Source organism: Mycolicibacterium smegmatis (assembly GCF_001457595.1).
Lineage (GTDB): Bacteria > Actinomycetota > Actinomycetes > Mycobacteriales > Mycobacteriaceae > Mycobacterium > Mycobacterium smegmatis.
This window is the reverse complement of sequence record NZ_LN831039.1, coordinates 6,950,603-6,975,021: the sequence shown is the minus strand read 5'-3', so window position 1 is coordinate 6,975,021 and position 24,419 is coordinate 6,950,603. Positions and strand designations below refer to the sequence as shown.

At 69.6% G+C, this 24,419-nt stretch carries 20 protein-coding genes; 5 read left to right on the top strand and 15 right to left on the bottom strand.

Going from position 1 to position 24,419, the window contains the following annotated elements; genetic code table 11:
- Positions 1–78 precede the first annotated feature (78 nt).
- The 7 genes from trxA to AT701_RS33825 form a co-directional block, all read right to left on the bottom strand.
- Positions 79–411, bottom strand: coding sequence for a thioredoxin (trxA, locus tag AT701_RS33855; protein ID WP_011731639.1), 333 nt, complete (start codon positions 409–411; stop codon positions 79–81).
- A gap of 33 nt (positions 412–444) precedes the next feature.
- Positions 445–1,380 carry a thioredoxin-disulfide reductase gene (gene trxB / locus AT701_RS33850; RefSeq protein ID WP_058127469.1) on the bottom strand — a complete coding sequence of 312 codons (936 nt, stop codon included), beginning with the start codon at positions 1,378–1,380 and terminating at the stop codon, positions 445–447.
- A 104-nt stretch (positions 1,381–1,484) separates the two neighbouring features.
- Complete coding sequence (locus AT701_RS33845) at positions 1,485–2,222, bottom strand: RsmA family anti-sigma factor (protein WP_058127468.1); 738 nt, start codon at positions 2,220–2,222, stop codon at positions 1,485–1,487.
- The gene (gene sigM, locus AT701_RS33840; RefSeq protein ID WP_058127467.1) at positions 2,173–2,799 is read right to left on the bottom strand and encodes an RNA polymerase sigma factor SigM; all 627 of its coding nucleotides are present in this window, start codon (positions 2,797–2,799) and stop codon (positions 2,173–2,175) included. The genes AT701_RS33845 and sigM overlap by 50 nt, the downstream gene beginning before the upstream one ends.
- Before the next feature lie 100 nt (positions 2,800–2,899).
- A complete protein-coding gene (gene murJ / locus AT701_RS33835; RefSeq protein ID WP_058127466.1) occupies positions 2,900–6,550 on the bottom strand; it encodes a murein biosynthesis integral membrane protein MurJ in 3,651 nt (1,216 codons plus the stop codon).
- Positions 6,547–8,988 carry a DUF6049 family protein gene (locus tag AT701_RS33830; RefSeq protein ID WP_014878804.1) on the bottom strand — a complete coding sequence of 814 codons (2,442 nt, stop codon included), beginning with the start codon at positions 8,986–8,988 and terminating at the stop codon, positions 6,547–6,549. The genes murJ and AT701_RS33830 overlap by 4 nt, the downstream gene beginning before the upstream one ends.
- On the bottom strand, positions 8,970–9,863 hold the full coding sequence (locus AT701_RS33825) for an NUDIX hydrolase (RefSeq protein WP_011731632.1): 894 nt from the start codon (positions 9,861–9,863) through the stop codon (positions 8,970–8,972). The genes AT701_RS33830 and AT701_RS33825 overlap by 19 nt, the downstream gene beginning before the upstream one ends.
- Positions 9,864–9,947: 84 nt before the next feature.
- Between AT701_RS33825 and AT701_RS33820 the strand changes: the two genes are divergently transcribed.
- Positions 9,948–11,390: a CCA tRNA nucleotidyltransferase gene (locus tag AT701_RS33820; RefSeq protein WP_011731631.1), complete on the top strand. Its 1,443-nt coding sequence runs from the start codon at positions 9,948–9,950 to the stop codon at positions 11,388–11,390.
- Between the two features lie 18 nt (positions 11,391–11,408).
- The gene (locus AT701_RS33815) at positions 11,409–11,906 is read left to right on the top strand and encodes a hypothetical protein (RefSeq protein WP_058127465.1); all 498 of its coding nucleotides are present in this window, start codon (positions 11,409–11,411) and stop codon (positions 11,904–11,906) included.
- Positions 11,907–11,997: 91 nt separating this feature from the next.
- Here AT701_RS33815 and AT701_RS33810 read toward each other — a convergent pair whose 3' ends face one another.
- Positions 11,998–12,771 carry a TIGR03084 family metal-binding protein gene (locus AT701_RS33810; RefSeq protein WP_058127464.1) on the bottom strand — a complete coding sequence of 258 codons (774 nt, stop codon included), beginning with the start codon at positions 12,769–12,771 and terminating at the stop codon, positions 11,998–12,000.
- 14 nt (positions 12,772–12,785) lie between these two features.
- Positions 12,786–14,072 carry an MFS transporter gene (locus tag AT701_RS33805; protein WP_003898343.1) on the bottom strand — a complete coding sequence of 429 codons (1,287 nt, stop codon included), beginning with the start codon at positions 14,070–14,072 and terminating at the stop codon, positions 12,786–12,788.
- 135 nt (positions 14,073–14,207) lie between these two features.
- Between AT701_RS33805 and AT701_RS33800 the strand changes: the two genes are divergently transcribed.
- A complete protein-coding gene (locus tag AT701_RS33800; protein ID WP_003898342.1) occupies positions 14,208–14,813 on the top strand; it encodes a YqgE/AlgH family protein in 606 nt (201 codons plus the stop codon).
- Here AT701_RS33800 and AT701_RS33795 read toward each other — a convergent pair whose 3' ends face one another.
- Entirely contained in the window at positions 14,814–15,185 is a 372-nt protein-coding gene (locus tag AT701_RS33795) for a hypothetical protein (protein WP_058127463.1), read from the bottom strand.
- A 69-nt stretch (positions 15,186–15,254) separates the two neighbouring features.
- On the bottom strand, positions 15,255–16,160 hold the full coding sequence (locus AT701_RS33790) for an LpqN/LpqT family lipoprotein (RefSeq protein WP_058127462.1): 906 nt from the start codon (positions 16,158–16,160) through the stop codon (positions 15,255–15,257).
- Positions 16,161–16,373: 213 nt separating this feature from the next.
- Here AT701_RS33790 and leuS point away from each other — a divergent pair, with 213 nt between their 5' ends.
- Positions 16,374–19,235: a leucine--tRNA ligase gene (gene leuS / locus AT701_RS33785; RefSeq protein ID WP_003898338.1), complete on the top strand. Its 2,862-nt coding sequence runs from the start codon at positions 16,374–16,376 to the stop codon at positions 19,233–19,235.
- Between the two features lie 6 nt (positions 19,236–19,241).
- Here leuS and AT701_RS33780 read toward each other — a convergent pair whose 3' ends face one another.
- Positions 19,242–19,907, bottom strand: coding sequence for an SDR family oxidoreductase (locus AT701_RS33780; protein ID WP_003898337.1), 666 nt, complete (start codon positions 19,905–19,907; stop codon positions 19,242–19,244).
- 54 nt (positions 19,908–19,961) lie between these two features.
- Here AT701_RS33780 and ggh point away from each other — a divergent pair, with 54 nt between their 5' ends.
- On the top strand, positions 19,962–21,302 hold the full coding sequence (gene ggh, locus AT701_RS33775; RefSeq protein WP_003898336.1) for a glucosylglycerate hydrolase: 1,341 nt from the start codon (positions 19,962–19,964) through the stop codon (positions 21,300–21,302).
- A gap of 8 nt (positions 21,303–21,310) precedes the next feature.
- Here the strand turns inward: ggh and AT701_RS33770 are convergent, their stop codons facing one another.
- From AT701_RS33770 to AT701_RS33760, 3 genes are all read right to left on the bottom strand, one after another.
- A complete protein-coding gene (locus tag AT701_RS33770; RefSeq protein WP_003898335.1) occupies positions 21,311–21,811 on the bottom strand; it encodes a MarR family winged helix-turn-helix transcriptional regulator in 501 nt (166 codons plus the stop codon).
- A gap of 64 nt (positions 21,812–21,875) precedes the next feature.
- Positions 21,876–22,613 carry an amino acid ABC transporter ATP-binding protein gene (locus AT701_RS33765; RefSeq protein ID WP_011731624.1) on the bottom strand — a complete coding sequence of 246 codons (738 nt, stop codon included), beginning with the start codon at positions 22,611–22,613 and terminating at the stop codon, positions 21,876–21,878.
- Positions 22,613–24,385: an ABC transporter substrate-binding protein/permease gene (locus tag AT701_RS33760; RefSeq protein WP_058127461.1), complete on the bottom strand. Its 1,773-nt coding sequence runs from the start codon at positions 24,383–24,385 to the stop codon at positions 22,613–22,615. Before AT701_RS33760 ends, AT701_RS33765 begins: the two co-directional genes overlap by 1 nt.
- Positions 24,386–24,419: the final 34 nt, after the last annotated feature.

Here is a 24,419-nt window from a genome sequence, read left to right as displayed (position 1 = left end):
AGACTCATACCCGAATCCGGAAAACGCCAAGCGCGTCCTGGGGACCTCTAATCGACCCCCAATGTGACGCCGAGAGGGTCAGAGGGCGTCGGAGAGCTCGCGCAGCAGGGCGGCCTTGCCCTTGGCGCCGACGATGCGTTTCACCGGCGCGCCATCCTTGAACAGGATCATGGTGGGGATCGACACGACCTGGAAATCGCGCGCCGTGGCCGGGTTGGCGTCGACGTCGATCTTGGCGACGGTGAGTTGGTCACCCTTCTCGGCGGCGATCTCCTCGAGCACCGGGGCGACCATCTTGCACGGGCCGCACCAGGTGGCCCAGAAATCGACCAGCACCGGCTTGCTGCTTCCCAGCACGTCGGTGGAGAACGAATCGTCGGTGACCGCGACGGTCGCGCTGTCCTCACTCATGGCTGTCTCCTGTCAGTCGAAAACTATTGTGTATCAGTCTTGTTCGGCGATCCAGCGCTCGGCGTCGATGGACGCCGCACAGCCGCTGCCCGCGGCCGTGATGGCCTGGCGGTAGGTGTGGTCCACCAGATCGCCTGCCGCGAACACCCCGTCGAGCGACGTGTAGGTGGTGCGGCCCTGGACCTTGACGTAGCCCTCGTCGTCGAGTTCGACCTGACCGCGCACGAGCTCCGATCGCGGGTCGTGGCCGATCGCGACGAACACGCCGGTGACGTCGAGCTTGGACTCCTCGCCCGTCACGGTGTCGCGCAGGCGCACACCCGTGACCTTCGGGTCACCCTCGATCTGGGTGATCTCGGTGTTGGTGAGGAACGTGATCTTCTCGTTGGCGCGGGCCCGCTCCAGCATGATCTTGGACGCGCGGAACTCGTCGCGGCGGTGGATCAACGTCACACTGCGGGCAAAGCGTGTGAGGAACGTCGCTTCCTCCATCGCCGAGTCGCCGCCGCCGACCACCGCGATGTCCTGGTCGCGGAAGAAGAAGCCGTCGCACGTCGCGCAGGTGCTCACACCCATGCCGGTCAACGCTTCCTCGCCGGGCACGCCGAGGTGGCGTGCGGCCGCGCCCATCGCCAGGATGACCGCGCGGGCCTGGTGGGTCTCGTCGCCGACCACGACGGTCTTGACGGGGCCTTCGAGCTGTACTGCGTCGACGTCTTCCATGCGCAGGTCCGCGCCGAACCGCAGCGCCTGCTCGCGCATCTGATCCATCAGCTCCGGACCCGTGATGCCCTCACGGAAGCCCGGGTAGTTCTCCACCTCGGTGGTGGTCATCAACGCGCCGCCGAACTGTGTGCCCTCGAACACCAGGGGCTTGAGCTGAGCGCGGGCCGCATAGATCGCCGCGGTGTACCCGGCCGGGCCGGAACCGATGATGATGACGTCGTGAACCGTCTGTGAAGTGGACATATGGGCCTTTCCGCCGGAAATTTCCCGGCACCGTCATAAACGCCAGCCTATGCTGCGCTGTTCCCGCCGAAGGTGTGGGACCGGACGCACATTTTGCTGCAAGACTACGGGCGTGCCGCCGGTTGCCGGACCACCGTGCGGGCGATCGGCGTGGGTGTGGCGCCGTCCGCGCAGTCGGCGGGCACCACGAGGCCCGTGAGCGTGTCGGGCCGGTCGTCGGCCAGCAGGATCAGGACCCCCCGCCGGCCTGCCACGTCGAGCGGGCGTGCACCGAGCACGCGGATCCCCGGCGGGTAACCGAGCGCTGCCAGACAGCCGGTCCGCCGCGCCGGGTCGGCCAGCGGGCCGAAATCGGGCGGCGTGGTGAGCACCGCGAGCACCTGCGCCTCGGTGAGGCCCAGGTCGGAGGGCACCGGTGTGGTGGTGATGCGGCCGAACTGACCCGTGGGCGCCGGTGGTTTCGACAGCGGGGCCGGGCGCTGCAGCATGACCGCCCCGATTGCGACGGCGACGAGTGCTGCGCAGCCGCCGATGATCGCGCCGATGCGACGCCAGCGGCGCGCATGTCGCGGGCGTTCGGCGCGCAGGGCCGCGATCAGCTTGGCGCTCACCTCCGGTGGCACGGGTGGTGCCGACTCGGCGTCGAGCTCGGCACCCAGTCCGGCGAGGTCGCGGCGAACCCGCTCGAGCGCGGCGAGCATGTCGGCCGCCTCGGGATCGTCGCGCACGCGCCTGCGCACCCGGGCCGCGGTCGCGTCGTCGAGGAGCCCGGCCTGCAGGTCGGCCAGCAGCTCAGGGGTGAGCGGCTCCTCGATGGGCGCTGGTCGCGGGCTGCGGTTCATCGCCATCAAAATACTGCAGCGTGCGCGCCAGTTTGGCTCGTGCGCGGGCACACCGGCTCTTGATGGTGCCTTCGGCGACGCCGAGCAGCCGTGCGGTCTCTGCCACCGAATATCCCTGCATGTCGACCGCGACCACCGCGGCACGCTGATCGACCGGCAGCTGCAGCAGTGCGCGTTCCACCGTGATCGCCGTCGTGACACGCGGCGCCGGGTCGGCGGCCGGATCGCGCAGGTGGTTGACGTGGCCGAGTTCGACGTAGTGGGTGGCCGACGGCTGAGTTCTGCTGCGGCGCAGGCGATCCAGGCAGGCGTTGACCACGATGCGGTACAGCCAGCTGCTCACCGCGCAGTCGAACCGGAATGTGGCCGCGGTGCGATGGGCCTTGAGCAACGCCTCCTGGACGGCGTCGTCGGCGTCGTCGAGGTGGTTGCTGGTCAGGTAGGCCAGCCGGCGCAGCTGGCGGTGGTGGCGCAGCACCAGTTCCTCGAACGCGTACCGGTCCCCGGCGACGTGGGCCGCGAGCAGTTCGGCATCCGAGCGCGTGTGCGCCGCCCCCGCAAACTCTCCCCGTCCCACATGCCGAACCTAAACGGTGTCAGGGCACCTGCAGGACACAAGTTTTCGCCGCACGCCCGAACCGCGAGGTCAGCGGACCCCGCGGTTGGGGATAACCGGCTCAGGAGGCGGCTTTGACCGTGATGTCGGAGATGTCGGTCTTGCTCTTGCCGTCCACGGTGCCCAGCGTCGAGATCCACACCAGCAGATACTGCGTCGGCGCCGCACGCCCCACCGAGATGGTGTTGGACCCGGTCTTGAGCGTGGTCGGCGACGTCAGCTCGGTGGTGTCCGACAGCGAGGACGGCGAGTTGCTGTTGGCCGCACGCAGTTGCACCGCGGTGCCCGTGCTGGTGACGTTGAGATCCACCGATCCGATCACCGTGGGCTGGGGCAACTGCAGGATCAGGCCGACACCGTTCTTGAACCCGGGGAACGGCACCGGATCGGAATAGGTGTCGGTGGACCACATGGTGCTGCTGCTGCCGTCGATCGCGAGTTCGGCCTGACCGGGGTTGTCGGCTTCACCCTCGGGCGAGAACACCGTCGCGCGAACGGGTTTCACCGTGGCGCCGGCTGCGGCGGTGTCGCCGCCCTCGGACTCGGTTTCCGAGCTCGGCGCGTTGAGCCCGAGCTGATCACGGTTGATCCCGCCGCCCACGTCGCCGAAGATCCGGCTGAGGATCGTCGCCATCACCACCAGCGCGACGACGATGATCGCCGCACCCGCGGACAGACCCACGATGAGGGCACGGCGTCGCCGCGCCTCGGCGTCGGCGCCGTCGGTGTGCGGGGTCGCGGCGGCTGCGGCGGGCGTCTGTTCGACCGATTCGAGAAGTTCGGTGCGGTCGGCGATCGCGGTGGCCTGCTGCAGCAGGTTCAGCAGTGTCGGCGCGCTGCGGATGCCGCCGCCGGGCTGCACGGCCCTGGCCGCGGCGGCCGAGATCTGGAACGGGATGTCGCGGTCGACGGCGCGCGGTTCGACCGGTTGACCGGCCGCGTCGAGCGCTGCGGGTTCGAGGCCGCTGGGCTCTCCGGACTCGGGCAGCGGCCACCGGTTGACCAGCAGCGCATACAGCGCCGCGCCGATACCGCGGATGTCGTCGTCGGGTGTGGCGTCGGGCAGCGTCGCGGGGAAGGCGAGGGCGACGTCGCCCTCGATGCTCACGCGCACGCGGCTGGGATGGTCGATCGACAGGGCCACCCCCGCGCGGTGCGCGGCCTCGGCGGCCGCGGCCAGCGACTGGATCGCGCGGGCGCCACCGATCGGCGACGGCGCGGTGTCGGCGACCTCTGCCAGCGATCCACCGCGGATCCACTCCGAGACGATGAGCCCGCCGGATCCGCTGTGGGCCACGTCGAGCACCCGGGCGATGCCCGGCACGTCGAGCCGGCTGAGCTTGAGCGTGCGCGACAGGATGTCCTGCACCTGGGAATCCGGCAGTTTGGCGTCGGGATCGACGAACGTCAGCGCCACCTGGCGGTCCAGCGCGGTGTCCAGGGCCTGCCAGAACTGCAGATGCGGCGGGCCGCCGTGGAACACCAACAGGCGGTAGCGGCCGTCGGCGATGGTCGCGCCAGGGATCAGGTGGACGTCATCACCTGAGGTCGCGGATTCGACGGCAGGCTCACGCGGCGGGGCGAAGGAGATCGGTTCACGCGTGGGGTCGCCGCCGTAATCGGCGGGCGGACGCCCGGAACCGTTCGGCAGCGAGACGGTCTCCTCGACGGTCGGCTCCGCGCCCGCGGCCTCGCTCTCGTCGTCGGCGACATCGGGCTGGAAATCGTCGGGCGCCTGGCGGGGCAGCTTGGTGGTCGCGGTCCCGTCAAGTGCCGGGCCGCCCGCAGATTCGTCGGTCACCGGTGATCCTTTCCGAGTCCCCGCTCCGGCAACGGAGGCCGGAGCCCCTACCCAGCCGGGAGCCGGGGTGGTCGGCCCCCGGTGGGGAGAAGAATTCCTCTGATCAGGGTACGTGACCGCACCAGCGGTCCGAGGCGGGACAGCAGGACCGTTAGTTTGCAGGGCTACCTTTTCGGCGGCGTCAACGGCGGAGGTTTCTTTGCCGCCGAAGCGGCCCAGCCGCCCGCGGACGACGCGGATCGCGGCCTGTGCCTCGGGCACTTTCGCCGCGATCAACACGCCAGCAATGATCGGGAGCATGATCAGCCCCAGCACGACGAGGCGGATCATCGAACCGCCCGCGCCGAAGCGAACGGTCAGCTGTTCCACCCCCAGTAGCTGATCGACGACCACGGCGACGAGCACCGCCAGTAGCGACGCGGTGATCGTGACCAGGATGGTGCGCACCACCGTGAGGCTCACGAGCCGTCCGCCGGGCGGGTCGAGGTTGGCGCGCAACAGGACGTGGCCCACGATCGCGCCCGCCATGAAGCCCAGCCCGTTGGCCGCACCCAGATATCCCGCGACCATTTCGGGGTTGTTCGTCAGATGGGGTGCGGCCACCGATCCGGCGATCTTCACGACCGTGATCACGATGATGACGATGATCGGTGTCCAGGCGCGCTCCCTGGCGTAGAACACCCGCAGCTGCAACAGCACCAGCGCATACGGGATCAGGGTGAACGCCGACAGCGAGATCGCCAGGCCCAGGTAGCCGGCGTCGACCCGGCCGAAGTTGCCGTACGCGAACAGCGCGGTGCCGATCGCCGGTCCGCCGACGGTCATGAGCGCGACGATCGGGATCAGCGTGATCATCGTGAGCCGCGTCGCGAGTGACAGATCGCCCAGCACGGCGGGGATGTCGTTCTTGGCGGCGTTGCGGCTCAGCCGCGGCATCACCACGGTCAGCACGGTCACGCCGATCATCCCGAACGGCAGCTGCAGCACCAGCCACGCGTAGTTGTAGATCGCCGGGCCCGAGGCGGCCGCGCCGCTGGCGATCTGGTTGCCCACCACCAGCCCGATCTGGCTGATCAGCACGTAGAGCACCATCGCGGCGGCCATCGCCCCGAACTTCTTGAGCCGGTCGTCGATGCCCCACAGGGGCCGCAGGCTGATGCGTTCCCGGCGGATCGCGGGCAGCAGCACCGAACACTGGGCGACCACACCCAGCGTGGTGCCGACGCCCAGCACCAGCAGCTTGGCGTTGCCCATCTGCACCGGGTCGACCGACAGTTCCCCCGGGACCAGCAGGTACGCGCCGAGCGTGGCGATCGCGACGACGTTGTTGAGCACAGGTGCCCACGCGGGCGGGCCGAACACGTTGCGCGTGTTGAGGATCGCCATGAACACCGACGACAACCCGTAGAACAGCACCTGCGGCAGCAGCAGGTAGGCGAATGCCGTGGTGAGCGGCTCGTTGACCTGGGGGTCGTCGCCCAGCATCAACCGCACCAGCGCCGGGGCCGCGGCCACCGACACGAGCGTCGTCACCAGCAGCAGCGTGGTGACCAGCGTGACGAGCCTGCGCACGAACGCCGCCCCGCCGTCGGGGTCGTCGCGCTCGGCGCGGGCCAGCACCGGCACGAAGATCGCGGTGAAGGTCGCCTCGAGCACCAGCGCCGCGATGAGGTTGGGCAGCTGGTTGGCCACCGAGAACGCGCTGGACAGCGCCGCGCCGAGGATGGCGGCCAGCAGCACGATCCGGATGAACCCGGTGATGCGGCTGATCAGGGTGGCCATCGCCATACCCCACGAGCGCGACACCACCGCGGCGTCGGAGAGTTCCTCCTGCCCGGCCCTGCGGCGGGGCGCGGGTCCGCGCGGAAGACGCCGCGGCCCGGGCGGGCGCTGCGGCTGGGTTGCGTTCATCGCCGCCCGTCCGCGGGGGTGTCGGCGGCGTCCGGGGTGTTCGACGTGTCGGCCTCGCCGAACGCCAGCGCGACCTCCAGCGGGTCGTGGTGCTCGCCGGGCGGGGTCAGGTCGGCGCGGTCGGGCTGGCCGCGGAACCGGTGCCACAGCCGCCGGCCCGCGAGCAGGAACAGCACGGCACCGGCCGACAGCGTGATGAAGAACAGCACCTTGCCGTAGGCGTTGGAGTGCACCGACAACCGGACGGGCTCGCCGAGGGGGAGCCCGTCGACGGTCTGCAGGGTGACGTCGACGGCGACGCGTTGCGTGAAGTGCACCTCGATGGGCACGCGCAGCGGTAGGTAGCCGGGCGGCAGCTCGATCTCGCCCATGTCGGTGACCGTCATGCCCGGCGGTGCGTTGATGTGCAGGCGCACCCGGATGGGCACCGGGAGGTCGTTGCGCAGCGCCATCGGCAACGGGCTGCGTTCGGTGGCCAGCGTGTAGGCGCCGCCCGGGTTGACGACCGTGACCGCGGCGAACATGTCGTTGACGCTGCGCACCACCGTGCCCAGACGCTGGCGTGCCTCGGCGTTGCGGGCCGCGGCCGGCACCGACTGGCTCAGCGCGCGCAGCATGTCCTCCCGCAGCGGCGCGGTGTACTGCACGCCGGTCAGGCCGGTGCGTTCATCGGTGGTCAGCGCCGATGTCAGACCCCACAACCGGCCCGTCACGCCCGCGATGCCGCCGATGATGTCGTCGTCGAAGCGGCCGGCCGGATTGCCGAACGCCTCGGGTGCCGGTTGTGCCGGTTCGGCGGGCAGCGCGTCGCCCTGCGCGATCACGGCACCGAGCGGACGGGGCACGGCCAGCCCCGCGTGGATCGTCGTCGCGATGGTGGTGAGGATGGCCTGCGCATCATCGGGCCCCAGGCTCCACACCAGCGGCGGCATGACGATCTGCGTGCGCGGGGTGAGCTCGGGGGACAGCCCGCGCCACAGCAGGGCGCCCAGTGCCGACTGCCGTCGCGCGATCTGCGAGTCGTGGTCGACGGGGATGTCCAGCGAGGGGTCCAGGTAGGACGGCGAAACCGGATCGGTGCCCGCACCGGCCAGGGCCGCACCGACCGCCGGGTCGAAAGGCGCCACCGACACGGTCGGGCTGTAGCGCAGCGGCGTGAGGTCGGCGCTCTGCGGCGTACCGGTCTCCTCAGTGGAGACGGGGGTGGCCCCGATCGCCACGGTCCGGTTGCCCTGCGACGTGAGCAGGTCGAGGGCGGGCCGGGTCAGGGGACCGTCGCCGACGAGCGTGGCGCCGCGGATGGTCCGGACGCCGAGGATCCGGTCGACGATGTCGGCGGGGCTCGTGGTGGCGATCGCGCTGAGCCCGCGGTCGCCGACGCGGTGCAGCGCCGCGAGGTCGGCCTGGGCGTAGGTGGTCGGGGCGACGCACATGCGCTGGGCCAGCCCGCGCAGCCGGTTGAGCCACGCGATCGCGGCCTCCTGCCCGGCGCCGGGACGTGTGGGCGTGAACCGTCCGGCATCGGGTCCGTCGTTGACGACGTAACCCGCGGTCATCGCGTTGACGGTGACCAGCAGGTCCGGGTCCACCGCGAGGCACAGCGCCGCGCGCACCTGACCCGAGGAGTCGACGGTCGGGCCGGTCGCGAAGTCCACCGCCGAGAGCAGCGTGTCCAGACGCCCGCCGGGTGCCAGCTCGGTGGCGAGTTCGTCGTCGACCAGCCGCACCGGGGTGGTGCCGCCGGGCGCGCCCGCCGCGAGCCGCGGCCGGTCGGCCAGTGGCCACAGCACGGTCAGCTGCACGGGGTCGGACGTGTCCGGCGGGACCACGGAGTTGAGGTTGTCGGCGGCCGATGCGGCCTCGGTCGGCTGGTCGGGCGGGACGCCGAGGACCGGCAGCAGAAACCGTGCGTCGTCGAGGCGGGCCGGGGCGCCGTAGTCGGGTGTGCCGTTGACGTTGATCAGCACGGGGTACACACCGGGCTGTTGCACACCGAGTGAGGGGCGGTCGCCTGCCCGCAGGGGATACGACAGCGTGAACGGGACGGACTGCCCGCGCTGCATCTCGGTGGCGACCGTGACGAACTCGGCGACCGGTTCGAACTGGTCCAGGTTGCCGCTCAGGTCGGTGCGCAGCTGCGTCGACGAGGTCACCGCGCGGGCGTGCTCCATCCGGATGACGACGTCGCGCACGGGGCGGTCGCCGACGTTCTGTACGACGCCGCTCACGGTGACGGTCGAGTCGCTCGTCGTGGTGACGAGGTCCGGTGAGATCCGGTCGATGTGGATCTGGAGGAACCGCGCCTCGTCGGTGTGTGCCGCGGCGCGCGGCAGCAGATCGGGTGGGCCGACGATCATCGTCAGCAGTGCAACGATCGCCGTCACCAGCAGGACCCGCACGACCCTGTAGCCGGCCCGGGTCACGGTCCCTGTCCGCATCCGTTCGTGCGCCGGCGGGCCTGGGGCTGAGCTGTGTCGTCGCGGCGGTTGCGGGTGTGGGAATGCGTCTGTGCGCGTCGCCGCGGCGCACTGTGGGGCAGCGGCGGCAGGGCCGCCGGACCACCGGTGTGCAGCTTGTCGATCAGCTCGCCGGCCACTTCGGCCAGCCTGCGCTCGTCGGCGTACGCCAGGCGGGAGGGCAGTTCGCGCAGCGGCACCCAGGCGACCTCGGTGACCTCGACGTCGTCGTCGGAGAGCTCACCGCCCAAGAAGCGCATGAGGTAGTGGTGCACGGTCTTGTGCACGCGACGGCCCTCGGTGACGAACCAGTAGTCGATGCTGCCGAGCGCGGCCAGCACGCTGCCCTGGATCCCGGTCTCCTCGGCCACCTCGCGGATCGCGGTCTGCTCGGCGGTCTCGCCGAGTTCGATGTGGCCCTTGGGCAGCGACCACAGCATGCGGCCGCGCCGGTCGAGCCGCCCGATCAGCGCCGCGACCTGCGAATCCTTGGGGCCGTCGATGCCGTCGATGACCAGACCGCCTGCCGACGTCTCGTGCACGGTGCGCAACCGGTCCGGTGGCCGGCGTGGCCGGTTCTTGCGCTGCTTGGGCTGGTCCTTGGGTGTCGGTTTGGCGGCGCCGGCACGCGAGCCACGGCCTGGGCCGGGTTTCTTCTCACCTGGTTGCGTGGCGGGCGTCGGCGCGGACGAGGTGTCGGAACGGGTGTCGGCACGGCTCTCGGTGCGCGCGTCCGCCGCGGGTTCGGTGTGATGCTCGGCACCTGCGGCGGGTGGGCCTGCTGCCCGTTGCGCACGGCGATGACCACGGCGCCGGCCTCGGCGTCGTCGTGGTTTGGCCTGTTCGCCGTCGGACACCCAAGCGATAGTAGCTGCCACGCGGGTCGGCTCCTGCCGCACTCGCCGGTAGCGCGTGCGCGGCGCGCATTAGGCTCATCGAACGTGCCCGAAGCTGCTGCTACTGCCGAACTGCTGGCCGGTGCGCTGGTTGCGTTGAACCGCCGCGCCGGGGTCCTGCGCGAGCTCGGCGCGGTGTTCGCTGCCGCAGGCCACGAGCTGTACCTGGTGGGCGGGAGTGTGCGCGACGCGCTGCTCGGCAGGCTCACCGAGAACAGCGACCTCGACTTCACCACCGACGCGCGCCCCGAGCAGATGCAGAAATTCCTGCGCGGCTGGTCCGACGCGCTGTGGGACACCGGCATCGAGTTCGGCACCATCGGCGTCGGCAAGGGCGACGACCGCCTCGAGATCACGACGTTCCGCGCCGACAGCTACGACCAGGTGTCGCGCAACCCCACGGTCGAGTTCGGTGACAACCTCGGCGACGACCTGGTGCGTCGTGACTTCACGATCAACGCCATGGCGGTGCGCATCACGGCCGACGGGCCGGGCGAGTTCCACGATCCGCTCGGCGGGCTCGCGGCCGCGCGCGACAAGGTGCTCGACACCCCGTCGGCGCCGGAGGTGTCGTTCGGTGACGATCCGCTGCGCATGCTCCGTGCGGCGAGGTTCGTCTCACAACTGGGGTTCTCGGTCGCGCCGCGCGTGCTCGAGGCGCTCATCGAGATGGCGCCACAACTGGAGCGGATCACGGCCGAACGCGTCGCGGCCGAACTCGACAAGCTGCTGCTGGGCGCCGACCCGGTCGCGGGCATCGACCTCATGGTGCAGACCGGCATGGGCGCGGTGGTGCTGCCCGAGGTCGGCGAGATGCGTATGGCGATCGACGAACATCACCAGCACAAGGACGTGTACTGGCACTCGCTGACCGTGCTGCGCCAGGCGATCGACCTCGAGGACGACGGTCCGGACCTGGTGTTGCGGTGGGCCGCACTGCTGCACGACATCGGCAAGCCCGCCACGCGCAAGCACGAGCCGGACGGGGGAGTGAGCTTTCACCACCACGAGGTGGTGGGCGCCAAGATGGTCCGCAAGCGCATGCGGGCGCTGAAGTACTCCAAGCAGATGGTCGAGGACGTCTCGCAGCTGGTCTATCTGCATCTGCGGTTCCACGGGTACGGCGACGGCAAGTGGACCGACTCGGCCGTGCGCCGCTACGTCACCGATGCGGGTCCGCTGCTGAGCCGGCTGCACAAGCTGGTCCGCGCCGACTGCACGACCCGCAACAAGCGCCGCGCCGCGCGGTTGCGTGCCAACTACGACGATCTCGAGGCCCGTATCGCCGAACTCGCGGCGAAAGAGGATCTGCAGCGGGTGCGTCCTGACCTGGACGGCAACGAGATCATGCAGATCCTCGGCATCCCGCCCGGCCCGCAGGTCGGCGAGGCGTGGAAGTACCTCAAGGAGCTGCGCCTGGAGCGCGGGCCGCTGAGCCACGACGAGGCCGTCGACGAATTGCTGAAATGGTGGAACGCGAGAGGCTGATCGTGCGTCGAATCAGTCATGGATTACTGCCTGGGTGACCCCGACGGCACGGCCACCATGTGGACCGCGCCGCCCGCGATCGACACCGACGGTGACGGCGTCCCCGACGGCGTCGGCCTCGACTTCGACGGCGACGGACGCACCGACGACGTGCTCGCCGATCTCGACGACGACGGTGTGGCCGACCATCTGCTGCGTGACCTCGACGACGACGGCCACGCCGAGAGCTACTACACCGACGACGGCTCAGGTACGTGGGCGGTGAGCGTCGACCGCCAGATCCGCTGGTTCGGCCTCGACGGTGTGGAAAACACAAGCAGCACAGGTGTATTGGTGGACTTCGATGCCGACGGTGCGGTCGACGACCGGCTGGTCGACACCGACGGCGACGGGCTGGCCGACCAGGTGCACTCCGACGGTTCGGCGCACGTCGACACCGACCGCGACGGCCGCTGGGACCTCAGGCTCGTCGACTCCGACGGTGACGGCCGCGCCGATTCCGCCGCCCCTCTCTAGGCACGTTATCCGCGCCGAGTGTTGGCTTGTGTGCGAGATCTCGCGAAAAGTTCGCACACAAGCCAACACTCGAACGAACTGACGAGCCGAGTCAGCCCCGCCCGGCGCCCGGCGGCCCCGCGAAGGCCTGCGCGATGGTCAGCCACGTCTGCGCGTCGGGACCCGTCGCGTGCACATCCAACTGCGACGGCGCCCGCCGCTGCGTCACCAGCATGCAGAATTCCTCGGCCACACCCGTCACGCGTTGTGCGGCGTCCTCGGGTCCCCACACCCACAGCTCACCCGAAGGGCCGGTCAACTCCACCCGGAACGGCTCGGCCGGCGGGGTCAACCCGTGCACGCTGAACGCGAAATCACGTGTGCGAACACCGATGTGGGCCACCGAACGCAGTCGGTCGGTCGCGGGCCTGCGCACCCCGAGCGCGTCGGCCACATCGAGACCGTGCGCCCAGGTCTCCATGAGCCGGGCCGTGGCCATCGAACCAGCGGCCATGGGCGGGCCGAACCACGGCAGCTTGCGCCCGTCGGCCACGCCCAGCAGCGCGTCGTGCAGCCGGTCCCTCGTGGTGCGCCACTCGGCGAGCAGTTGCGCCGCGGGCAGCGCGGCGAGTGCGGCGGCGCCCTCGTCGACGAAACCCGTCGGGTGCGTCGCGGCCCGCGCGACGGCCTCGGCGAAGCCCGCCTCGTCGGTGACCGCGAGAAGCGCCATCTGATCGGTCCACAGCAGATGCCCGATCTGGTGGGCGATGGTCCAGCCCTGTGCCGGGGTGTCGGTCGCCCAGGCCGCCTCGGGCAGGTCGGCGACCAGCGCGTCCAGCGCGTCGCTCTCGGCCCGTAGATCAGCCACGATCGGTTCCGCCGCCATGCGGATCAGCGTAATCAGGCCCGCCGCGGGGAGGCGACGAAGGCGTGCAGGCCGAGACCGGCCAGATAGATCACCGAACCCGCCGCGACCAGGCCCGGTGAATGCCCGTCGGGCGCGATCACAAGCGCCGCGACGGCGATCGCGCACACGAACGACATCCAGAACAGCGCGTCCTGCACCGTGAACACGTGCCCGCGCAGCGCGTCGTCGACGTCGATCTGCATCGCCGAGTCGGCGCACAGTTTGACGAACTGGCCGGCCGCGCCCAGCAGGAACCCGCACACCAGCATCACGGGCAGATGCAGGCTCAGCGCGACGGCCTGCACCAGCGCGGCGAACGCGAGCGCGCCGTTGGCCGTGGCGTAGCGGCCGAAACGCGCGACGACGGCAGGCATCACCAGCGTCGCCAGGAAGGTCCCGGCACCGGTCGCCCCCACGAACACCACGGCCGTGCCCAGGCCCACACCCGCGACCTGGGTCGGGGTGTCGGTGTGCCGGACGAGCACCAGCACGATGAGCGTGTTGATGCCGAACGCCGCTCGGTGCGCGGCCAGTCCGCCCAGGGTCGCGGCGACCGTGCGGACCGAGGCGACCGTGCGGGCGCCGTGCAGCCAGCCGGTCGACACGGCATAGGCCACCGACCCGTGGATCGCGCGCTTGCTCTCGTGCGGGCCCAGCACGTGCGGGCCGAACCGCACCGAGAGCCACAGTGCGAGCGCGACGGGGATCAGCACGATGAAGATCACCACCGAGGCCCCGGCGTCGCCCGCGCCGAACAGCCAGCGCGGCAACAGCATGAAGTTGGCGCCGAGAAACGCCGCGGCCGCCCCGGTCGCGGTGGCCACCGAGTTCATCGCCACCACCTGGCCGCGGGGTACGACGTCGGGCAGCGCGGCCGACAGACCGGAGGACACGAACCGCGTGAAGCCGTTGATGATCAGCGCGCAGCACAGGATCTCCAGATCCCCGGCGCCGAGCGCCAGCAGCACGCCCACGAGCACCACGAGCAGCAGCCGCCCGAGGTTCGCGCCGATCATCACCAGACGCCGGTCCCAGCGGTCCAGCAGCGCACCCGCGAACGGCCCGAGTGCGGAGTACGGCAGGAACAGCACCGCGAACGAACCCGCGATCTGCCACGGGCCCGCGGCGCGCTCGACATTGAACAGGATGGCCCCGGCCAGGCCGGCCTGGAACAGGCCGTCACCGAACTGGCTGACCGCGCGCAATTCGAGCAACCGGCGGAACTCGGTCATGGCCCGCAACGACCGCCACAAGGCGATGGGCGCGCGAGCGTCAACCACGAAGATCACGTCCTGTTCGGGGGGCTGTCCAGACAGCGGTCGGCAACCCGCTCCACAGTACAAAGATCCGGATATTTCCGGCCACGCCTTAATTTGTTCGCCACGTCACGCGGGTGCTGGTGCCATGATGTATGAGTGGCGCAGTCAGAGGATCCGGAGGATTTCATCGCCCCTGCGGCCCACCGGGTACGCCCGGGAACACTGCTGCTCGCCAACACCGATCTGCTCGAGCCGACGTTCCGGCGCACGGTCATCTACATCGTCGAGCACAATTCGGGCGGCACGCTCGGGGTGATCCTCAACCGGCCGAGTGAGACCGCTGTCTACAACGTCCTGCCGCAGTGGGCCGAGGTCACCGCGAAACCCAAGACGATGTTCATCGGCGGCCCGGTCAAACGGGATTCGGCGTTGTGTCTCGCGACGCTGCGGGTCGGCATGCAGGCCGACGGCGTCGACGGGTTGCGGCATGTACAGGGCCGTGTGGTGATGGTGGATCTCGACGCCGATCCCGAGGAGCTCGCGCCCGTCATCGAGGGTGTCCGCATCTTCGCGGGATACTCCGGCTGGACCACCGGGCAGCTGGACGGCGAGATCGAGCGCGACGATTGGATCGTGTTGTCGGCGTTGCCCTCCGACGTGCTCATCGAGCCGCGGATCGACCTGTGGGGACGTGTGCTGCGACGTCAGCCGCTGCCGATGTCGCTGCTGGCGACCCACCCCATCGACGTGAGCCGCAACTGATCACTTGCTGCAGGACAGCGTGCAGGCCGCGCACGCCTCCGGGGCGCAGCTGCCGCCGGACGCCTCGCGCGCCGCTTCACTCGCCGCTTGACTGACGGCGACGGCCTTGGCGCTCTGCCAGCAGCCCGCGGCCACGGTCGCGATGGCCCCGATGACGCACACCACGACGACCATGAGCCCGGTCTGCGGGGCGGCGGCCAACGCGGTGGCGCCGCCCGCGGCGAGCATGACCGCGGCGGCCAGCTGCGTCGGGGCAACCGCTCTCAACACGCCCCGCACCGGATCTCCGTAACGGGGCCGGGTCAACAGCCACAACCCGAGGACTGCGACGACGACGGCGGCGCTCAGACACAGCAGCGCGGCGATCAGCATGGGCCCACAATACGAGTTCGGCGGCGTTCGTGCGGTATCGGGCCGGGGCTCGGCGCCCCGGCCCAACCTCTAGCCCGGGAGGCCCGGGAGCTGGGGCAAAGCGGGCAGCGCGGGTGGCGCAACCGGTGCGGGCGCGGCGGGCGGAGCCGCAGGAGCGGGCGCCGGCGCGCTGACCCGGAAGCCCGAGACGATCGCGTCGGTCGCTTCCGCGGCGGCCGATATGCCCTGGTTGGCGGCCGACCAGTTCACCGACAGCGACACCAGGTACCGGTCGTCGCCCGACGTGGCGATGACGTGGCGGCGGGAGGTGTTGAGCACCTGGCTGCCCTCGGTGTAGCTACCTTCGATGAAGGACGAGGGGAATCCGTAGAAGTCGCCCATCGCCATGTCGGTGGTACGCCAGCCGAGAAGCTTCTGGCTGTCGACGTAGCCGTGGCTGATCGCCGCGCGCGGGTCGAAGTCGCCGATGAGCTTGTAGACCACCACCTGGGCGTTGGGTGTGTACAGGTCCTTGCTGGTGCGGTCGGCGATCACGGCGAACGCGTTCGGCACGTTCGGATCGGGGACTTTCGTCCAGTTCGTCGGCATGGGCAGCACGATGTTGAGCGCCGTGAAGTTGTCGGCGACCTGCGGCTCCATCTTGACGCCGTGCTCGGCGAGGAATTCCGAGAGCGTGCCGGAGGTCGCCGGGACGATCGCCGGTTGCGGCACCGCTGCGGGCGCCGCGGGCACGGCGACGCCTGGTGTCTGATTCGTCACGCCCAGGCTCGACGTTCCGGGTACCGCAGCAGCCGCGGGCGCGGCCGCAGGAGCGAGCGGGGCCGCCTGCTGCACCACCGGTGACGGCACGGGCGCCGGTGGCATGGGCAACACTGGTTCGGCGGATGCGGTGTTGCCGGCAAGGCTGACGAAACCGGCCAGTCCCGCGGCCACCCCTGCGCTCAGAACCCGCCAACGACGGGCACTCTCGGTCATTGCGTGCGTCCTTCCCCAACGATTCGAAGCTGTTTGCTGCCGTACGTCAGGCGCTGACTGTATCCATGCCGCAGGTGCCGAAACCAGGATCTCTACACACCTGGAATCAAGCTCTGACTTGCCCGCGACGGAACCGATACCAAGCTGTGCCCTGACGGTCTGCGGAGGTCAGCGACTTCGAGCGGTTTGCGGCCGCCTTATACCCTGTTGGTCGTGACCGAACCCGCAACCACGCCGACAACACCCGATGAGCAGATCCCGCGTCATCGCTACAACGCGGATCTCGCGGGGCAGATCGAGCGGGCGTGGCAGGAGACGTGGTCGGACCGCGGCACGTTCAACGTCGCCAATCCCGTGGGGTCACTCGCGCCGAAGGACGGCTCGGATGTTCCTGCCGACAAGATGTTCGTCCAGGACATGTTCCCGTACCCGTCGGGCGACGGTCTGCACGTCGGGCACCCGCTCGGCTACATCGCGACAGACGTCTACGCGCGCTACTACCGCATGCTCGGCCGCAACGTGTTGCACGCGCTGGGGTTCGATGCCTTCGGCCTGCCCGCCGAGCAGTACGCGGTGCAGACCGGGACGCATCCGCGCACGCGCACCGAGGCCAACATCGTCAACTTCCGCAGGCAGCTGGGCCGGCTGGGGCTGGGCCACGACACGCGCCGCAGCTTCTCCACCACCGACGTCGACTACTACAAGTGGACGCAGTGGATCTTCCTGCAGATCTACAACGCCTGGTTCGACCGCGACCAGAACAAGGCCCGCCGCATCAGCGAGCTGGTCGAGGAGTTCGAATCGGGTAAGCGCACGCTCGACGACGGCCGCAACTGGGCCGATCTGTCCAAGGGTGAGCGCGCCGATGTGATCGACGGTTACCGCTTGGTGTACCGCGCCGACTCGATGGTGAACTGGTGCCCCGGTCTGGGCACCGTGCTGGCCAACGAGGAGGTGACCTCCGAGGGCCGCAGCGACCGCGGCAACTTCCCGGTGTTCCGGAAGCGGTTGCGCCAGTGGATGATGCGCATCACCGCGTACTCCGACAGGCTCCTCGAGGATCTCGACGTGCTGGATTGGCCCGAGAAGGTCAAGACCATGCAGCGCAACTGGATCGGCCGCTCGACGGGTGCCTCGGTGCTGTTCGCGACCGCGGCCGACGACATCGAGGTGTTCACCACGCGTCCCGATACGTTGTTCGGCGCAACGTATCTGGTGTTGGCCCCCGAGCACGATCTGGTCGACACGCTGGTGACCGACGCGTGGCCCGACGGCACCGACGAGCGCTGGACCTACGGCGCGGCGACCCCGCGCGAGGCCGTCGCGGCCTACCGCACGGACATCGCCGCGAAGTCGGATCTGGAGCGCCAGGAGAACAAGACCAAGACCGGTGTGTTCCTGGGTGCCTACGCGACCAATCCCGCTGACGGCAAACAGGTTCCGATCTTCATCGCCGACTACGTGCTGGCCGGCTACGGCACCGGCGCCATCATGGCGGTGCCCGGCGGCGATCAGCGTGACTGGGATTTCGCCAAGGAGTTCGGCCTGCCCATCATCGAGGTGGTGACCGGTGGTGACATCTCGGAGGCCGCCTACGCGGGCGACGGCACCATGGTCAACTCGGGCTTCCTCGACGGCATGGATGTGGCGTCGGCCAAGGAGGCCATCATCGCCCGTCTCGAGGCCGACGGCCGCGGGAAGCGCCGCGTCGAGTACAAGCTGCGTGACTGGCTGTTCGCCCGCCAGCGCTACTGGGGTGAGCCGTTCCCCATTGTCTACGACGCCGACGGACGTGCCCACCCGCTGCCGGAATCTGCTCTGCCCGTTGAGCTTCCGGACGTCCCCGACTACTCGCCGGTGCTGTTCGACCCGGACGACGCCGACAGCGAGCCCTCGCCGCCGCTGAACAAGGCCACCGAATGGGTCCACGTCGAACTCGACCTCGGTGACGGTCTGCAGTCCTACACGCGTGACACCAATGTCATGCCGCAGTGGGCCGGCAGCTCGTGGTACGAGCTGCGCTACACCGACCCGCACAATCCGGATGAGATGTGCGCCAAGGAGAACGAGGCGTACTGGATGGGGCCGCGCCCCGACGAGCACGGCCCGGAGGATCCGGGCGGTGTCGACCTGTACGTCGGCGGCGTGGAACACGCTGTGCTGCACCTGCTGTACTCGCGGTTCTGGCACAAGGTGCTCTACGACCTGGGTTACGTCAGCTCGCGTGAGCCGTACCGACGCCTGGTCAACCAGGGCTACATCCAGGCCTTCGCCTACACCGACTCGCGCGGCACCTATGTGCCCGCCGCCGAGGTGATCGAGCGGGACGGCAAGTTCTTCTGGCCCGGTCCCGATGGTGAAATAGAGGTGAACCAGGAGTTCGGCAAGATCGGCAAGAGCCTGAAGAACTCGGTGTCGCCCGACGAGATCTGCGACAACTACGGCGCCGACACGCTGCGCGTGTACGAGATGTCGATGGGCCCGCTCGAGGCGTCGCGGCCGTGGGCCACCAAGGACGTCGTCGGTGCGCACCGCTTCCTGCAGCGTGTGTGGCGCGTCGTGATCGACGAGACCTCGGGCAACGTGCGTGTCGTCGAGCACGAGGCACTCAGCGACGAGACGCTGCGCCTGCTGCACCGCACGATCGAAGGTGTGCGCGAAGACTATGCGGCACTTCGCAACAACACCGCGGCCGCCAAGCTCATCGAGTACACCAACCACCTCACCAAGGAGGGTGTGGCGGCGCGCGCCGCGATCGAACCACTGGTGCTGATGGTCGCGCCGCTGGCGCCGCACCTCGCCGAGGAACTGTGGAAGCGGCTGGGCCACGACACCTCGCTGGCACACGGACCTTTCCCCGAGGCCGACCCGCAGTACCTGGTGGAGGACACCATCGAGTTCCCCGTCCAGGTCAACGGCAAGGTGCGCGGCAAGATCGTCGTGGCGGCCGACGCGGACAAGGCCGCGCTCGAGGCCGCGGCCCTGGCCGACGAGAAGGTGCAGGCGTTCCTGGCCGGGGCCACGCCCAAGAAGGTCATCGTTGTCCCGGGCCGACTGGTCAACCTGGTCGTCTAGCCGGGTCTAGCCCGGGCGGACCACGATCTCGTGGACGTGGCCGTCGCGTGGGGTGTTGACGGCCGAGGCCACCAGCCCCGCGACGGTCTCGGGCCGCAGGAAACTGCCGGGGTCGTACTCGCGGCCCTCGTAGGCGATCAGTTCGCGCTGCATGTCCGAATCGGTGCGCCCCGGGAACACCGAGGTGACCCGCAGCGACGGTTCATCGGCGCGCAGTGAGTCGGCGAACGCGCGCAGCGCGAACTTGCTCGCCGAGTACGAGGCCATGCCCGCCGACACGTTGCGCCCCGCACCTGAATTGATGAACACGACGTGCCCGCGCGCGGCGCGCAACGCAGGCAGCAACGCCAGCGTCAGCGCGACGGCACCTGTGACGTTCACCTCGAACGACGCACGCCACTCGTCGGCCGTGGATTCGCCGACGCGGCCCGGGAACAGCACCCCCGCGTTGTGCACCAGCACGTCGAGTTCGGCGAGCACCTCGGTGCTCGACTCGATCGAATCGGCGTCGGTGAGGTCGAGTGGCCAGGTCGGGGCGCCCAGGCGTTCGGCGACCTCGTCGAGCCGGGCCGACGGGCGACCCGCCAGCAACAGGGTGTGGGTGGGGGCGAGGGCAGCGGCGATGGCCGAACCGATGGCCCCGCTCGCTCCGGTGATCAGCGCGGTCGGCACGCCGACAAGCCTACCGACCTGCAACTTCGGCCCCGGCGTCGCATGATGGTAGCGATGCCACCCGATCCGAGCTTCGCGCCGACACAACTTGCTGCCCGCGCCGCGTATCTGCTGCGCGGTAACGACCTGGGCACCATGACCACGGCCGCGCCCCTGCTGTACCCGCACATGTGGAGTTGGGACGCGGCGTTCGTCGCGATCGGCCTTGCGCCGCTGAGCGTCGAGCGCGCCGTCGTCGAACTCGACACCCTGTTGTCGGCGCAGTGGCGCAACGGGATGATCCCGCACATCGTGTTCGCCAACGGCGTCGACGGGTACTTCCCCGGCCCGGCCCGCTGGGCGACACAGGCGCTCGCGGCGAACGCGCCGCGCATCCGGCACACCTCGGGCATCACGCAACCGCCCGTGCACGCCATCGCGGTGCAACGCATCCTCGACCAGGCGCGCAACCGGGGCCGCTCGACTCGCGCGGTGGCCGCGGCCTTCCTGGACCGGCGCTGGAGCGATCTGGTGCGCTGGCACCGGTGGCTGGCCGAGAAGCGCGATCCGGACGGCCACGGACGGATCACGCTGTACCACGGCTGGGAGTCCGGCATGGACAACTCACCGCGCTGGGACAGCGCCTACGCCAACGTGGTTCCCGGCAACGTGCCCGAGTACCAGCGCGAGGACAACACCATCGTCACCGACGCGACGCAGCGGCCCAGCGACCTCGAGTACGACCGGTACCTGTGGCTGCTCGAGGAGATGAAATCGGTTCGCTACGACGACGATCTGCTGCCGAAGGTGATGAGCTTCGCGGTCGAGGACGTGTTCGTCTCGGCCATCTTCTCGGTGGCCTGCCAGGTGCTGGCCGAGATCGGTGAGGACCACAAACGCCCGCACGCCGATGTGCGGGATCTGTACGCGTGGGCCGACCGGTTCCGGGCCGGCGTGATCGATTCGACCGACGACCGCACCGGCGCGGCAAGGGATTTCGACGTGCGCGCGGGCAGATGGGTGGCCACCGAGACCGTGGCGCAGTTCGCGCCGCTGTTGTGCGGCGGGTTGCCGCACGACAAGGAGCGGACGCTGATCAAGCGCCTGGAGGGCCCGCGGTTCTGCGGCCACCCGGATCTGCGGTACAGCGTCATCCCGTCGACGTCACCCGTGTCGCGCGATTTCCGTCCGCGCGAGTACTGGCGCGGCCCGGTGTGGCCGGTCATGACCTGGCTGTTCTCGTGGTGTTTCGCGCGCCGTGGCTGGGCCGAGCGGGCGCGCCTGCTGCGGCAGGAGGGCCTGCGGCAGGCCAGCGACGGCACGTTCGCCGAGTACTACGAGCCGTTCACGGGTGAACCGCTGGGCAGCATGCAGCAGTCCTGGACCGCCGCGGCCGTGCTGGACTGGCTGGGTTAGCCCGGCACCTAGCTGGTCTGTTCGGCGGGTTTGGGCGTCTCGCGTTCGTTCTTCTTGTCCTCGTCCTGCCCGGCGAGGCGTTCCAGCGGCCCGAGGGCCCTGGCGAGGGTCGCGAGATCCTCGTCGCTGAGCTTGCTGAGTCGTTCGGCGAGGTCGGCGCGTCGGGCGGCCAGTGACTCGCGGTGCTGCACCAGGCCCTGCGGCGTGACGTCGACCAGCACGGCGCGCAGGTCAGAGGGGTCGCGCGAACGCTTGACCAGACCGAGTTTCTCCAGGCGGCGGATCGCGACGGTGGTGGTGGGCGTACGGACGCGCTCGCGGGCCGCGAGCTCGGTCATGCGGATCGGCCCGCCCTCCAGGAGGGTCAACAGGATCGACAGCTGGGCCAACGTCAGGTCGCCGGCGGTGCCGCGATGTGTGTCGCCGCGGCGCAGCACCGAGAAGACTTTGGAGAGAACGCGTTGCAGCTCTCCAGCCAGCTCGGTGACCTGCGGTTCGGTCTCTGCCATAGTTCGCCAGTCTAACCTGTCTGCGCCGGTAGGGTGAGCTGCTTGCCAGGTTTGCCCGATTGATTCACAGAACCTGGGACAAGAAGCGGCGCAGGCGATCTGTTTCCGCTGCTTCGAAGAGTTGATCGGGCTCGCCGGACTCGACAACGCGGCCCTGGTCCATGAACACGACAGTATTTGCCGTCGACCGCGCGAACCCCATCTCGTGTGTGACAGCGACGATGGTCATGCCGTCCGCGGCGAGATCGGCCATCAGGCTCAGGATGCCCTTGACCAGTTCCGGGTCGAGCGCCGAGGTGGCCTCGTCGAAGAACATCACCTGTGGTGCCATCGCGAGCGCGCGGGCGATCGCGACGCGCTGCTGTTGACCGCCAGACAACGTGCCAGGCCGCACATCGGCCTTGTGCCGCAACCCAACCCGGTCGAGTTGCGCCAGACCCAGTTCGCGCGCGTCGTCGGCGCCCAGCCCTTTGAGCCTGCGCGGGCCCAGCGTGACGTTGTCGAGAACGCTGCGGTGGGGGAAGAGGTTGAACTGCTGGAACACCATGCCGATGCGCTGACGCAGTTGATCCGGGTTGTCGCGCAACACCGATCGTCCGTCCAGCAGGACATCACCCTCGTCGGGTTCGTACAGGCGGTTCAGCGTGCGCAGCAGCGTGGACTTGCCCGATCCGGAGGGGCCGATGACCGCCGTGGTGGTCCCGGCGGGCACGTCGAGGTCGACACCGCGCAGCACCTTGTTGGGGCCGAATGCCAGGTGAATGTTCGTGGCGGTCAAGGAGACCGCGTCGGGAGCCGGCATCAGATCATCTCCTGGGTGGCGGCCGGCGGTACCGGATCTTCCTCGGTCGCGGGCCGGCCCCGCCGCAGCCGGTTGTCGATGTAGTTCACCAGGTGTGTCAGCGGGATGGTCAGCATCAGGTAGAACAGGCCTGCCGCGACGAGCGGCGACAGATTTCCGGTCTGCGCGTTGAGGTCTCGGCCCACCTGGAACAGTTCACGCTGGTTGGCGATCAGGCCGAGGAAGTACACCAGCGACGACGCCTTCAGCAGCGAGATGAACTGGTTCATCAACGCGGGCAGCACGCGCCGGACACCCTGGGGCACCACGACCAGGCGCATCGACGAGCGGTAGCTGAACCCCAGTGCGCGTGCGGCTTCCAGTTGGCCGGCCTCCACGCTCTGGATGCCCGAGCGGAAGATCTCCCCGATGTAGGCCGCGGCCATCAACCCGAGCGCCGCGATGCCCAGAGGGTACGGGTTGTTGCCGGTCAGGTGGCCGACGATCGGCCCGACACCGAGCCCGATCAGCAGGATGATCACCACCTCGGGCAGGCCGCGGAAGATGTCGGTGTAGATGCGGGCGGGCCATCGCAGCCACACCGCGCGCGAGATTCCCGCCATGGCCAGGCCCATGCCGAGCACCAGGCCGATGATGCCCGCGCTGACGGTCAGGATCAGGGTGTTGGGCAGGCCGGTCTTGAGCAGGTCGGGGACGGCCTGCTTGTACAGGTCCCAGTCGAGGAACGAGTCCGCGAGTTGCGACAGCACGGATTTCGGTCCGACCGGCCCGGTGTCCTCGGGTTCCTCGCGGGCCGCGGCGATCGCGTTGAAATCGGGCAGCTGGGGTTCCGGCGCGGCCTTGGAGCCGGGTTTCCAGCCGGGCGGCAGGGCGCGCGGTACCCAGTCGGTGTAGAGCCGGGCCCACGTCCCGTCGGCGATGATCGCGTCGAGACCAGAGTTCAGCGCGTCGATGAGCGGCTGGTTCTCCCTCGCGACCGCCCAGGCCACGAAATTGTCCAGACTGAAGGTGTTTTCGATGATCTGCGCCGGATCGCCCGGCTGCACGGTGCCCGACGCCTGCTGCGACGGCGCGACCCACGCATCGATCTGGCGTGTCTTGAGGCTCGCGTAGACGGTGTTGTAGTCGGGGTACTTCACGGGTTCGAGGTGCAGGGTGTCGATCACGTAGGACTCCTGCACGGTGCCCTGCACGACGCCGATACGCTGCCCGGGTCCGAGCTGGTCGAACCCCGTGATCGGCGAACCGGTCGGCACCACCAGCGAGAAGTAGCCGAAGTCGTAGCCGTTGGTGAAACCCACGGTGCGCCTGCGCGCATCGGTGGTGGTGATCGACGACGACGCGACGTCGAAGCGCCGCGACGCGGTCTGCGCGAGCAGGCCCGAGAACTCGGTGCCGACGAAGTCGACGCGCAGGCCGAGCTTGTCGGCGACGGCGCGCAGCAGTTCGTTGTCGAACCCGGTGAACTGCCCGGCCGAGTCGATGCAGATGCTCGGCGGCGCATCGGAGAGGGTGCCGACGGTCAGGACACCGGGTGTCGACAGCCCGAGCTGGTCGACCCGGATGTCCTGAAGCGGTTTGACCGTCGGCGTCGTGTACCTGTCGGCGTCGGGACCGGCGGCCGCGGCCGCCAGGTTGGTGGGCAGCGCGCTGGCGCTGTCGATGCCCGGTGGTGCGCACTGGTCGACATCGGCGCTGGCCGGGCCCGCCAGTACCAGCCCCATCACCATCAGGGTCGATGCCAGCAGCGCCGCGAGTCGTCTGACGCTCATCTAAAGCAACCTAATGCGAGACGACGCCTCGGTG

Coding starts and splice junctions, on each gene's coding strand:
- trxA (WP_011731639.1), bottom strand. CDS start 411: ATGAGTGAGGACAGCGCGACCGTCGCGGTCACCGACGATTCGTTCTCC.
- trxB (WP_058127469.1), bottom strand. CDS start 1,380: ATGTCCACTTCACAGACGGTTCACGACGTCATCATCATCGGTTCCGGC.
- AT701_RS33845 (WP_058127468.1), bottom strand. CDS start 2,222: ATGAACCGCAGCCCGCGACCAGCGCCCATCGAGGAGCCGCTCACCCCT.
- murJ (WP_058127466.1), bottom strand. CDS start 6,550: ATGAACGCAACCCAGCCGCAGCGCCCGCCCGGGCCGCGGCGTCTTCCG.
- AT701_RS33830 (WP_014878804.1), bottom strand. CDS start 8,988: ATGCGGACAGGGACCGTGACCCGGGCCGGCTACAGGGTCGTGCGGGTC.
- AT701_RS33815 (WP_058127465.1), top strand. CDS start 11,409: ATGGATTACTGCCTGGGTGACCCCGACGGCACGGCCACCATGTGGACC.
- AT701_RS33810 (WP_058127464.1), bottom strand. CDS start 12,771: ATGGCGGCGGAACCGATCGTGGCTGATCTACGGGCCGAGAGCGACGCG.
- AT701_RS33795 (WP_058127463.1), bottom strand. CDS start 15,185: ATGCTGATCGCCGCGCTGCTGTGTCTGAGCGCCGCCGTCGTCGTCGCA.
- AT701_RS33790 (WP_058127462.1), bottom strand. CDS start 16,160: ATGACCGAGAGTGCCCGTCGTTGGCGGGTTCTGAGCGCAGGGGTGGCC.
- ggh (WP_003898336.1), top strand. CDS start 19,962: ATGCCACCCGATCCGAGCTTCGCGCCGACACAACTTGCTGCCCGCGCC.
- AT701_RS33770 (WP_003898335.1), bottom strand. CDS start 21,811: ATGGCAGAGACCGAACCGCAGGTCACCGAGCTGGCTGGAGAGCTGCAA.
- AT701_RS33765 (WP_011731624.1), bottom strand. CDS start 22,613: ATGCCGGCTCCCGACGCGGTCTCCTTGACCGCCACGAACATTCACCTG.
- AT701_RS33760 (WP_058127461.1), bottom strand. CDS start 24,385: ATGAGCGTCAGACGACTCGCGGCGCTGCTGGCATCGACCCTGATGGTG.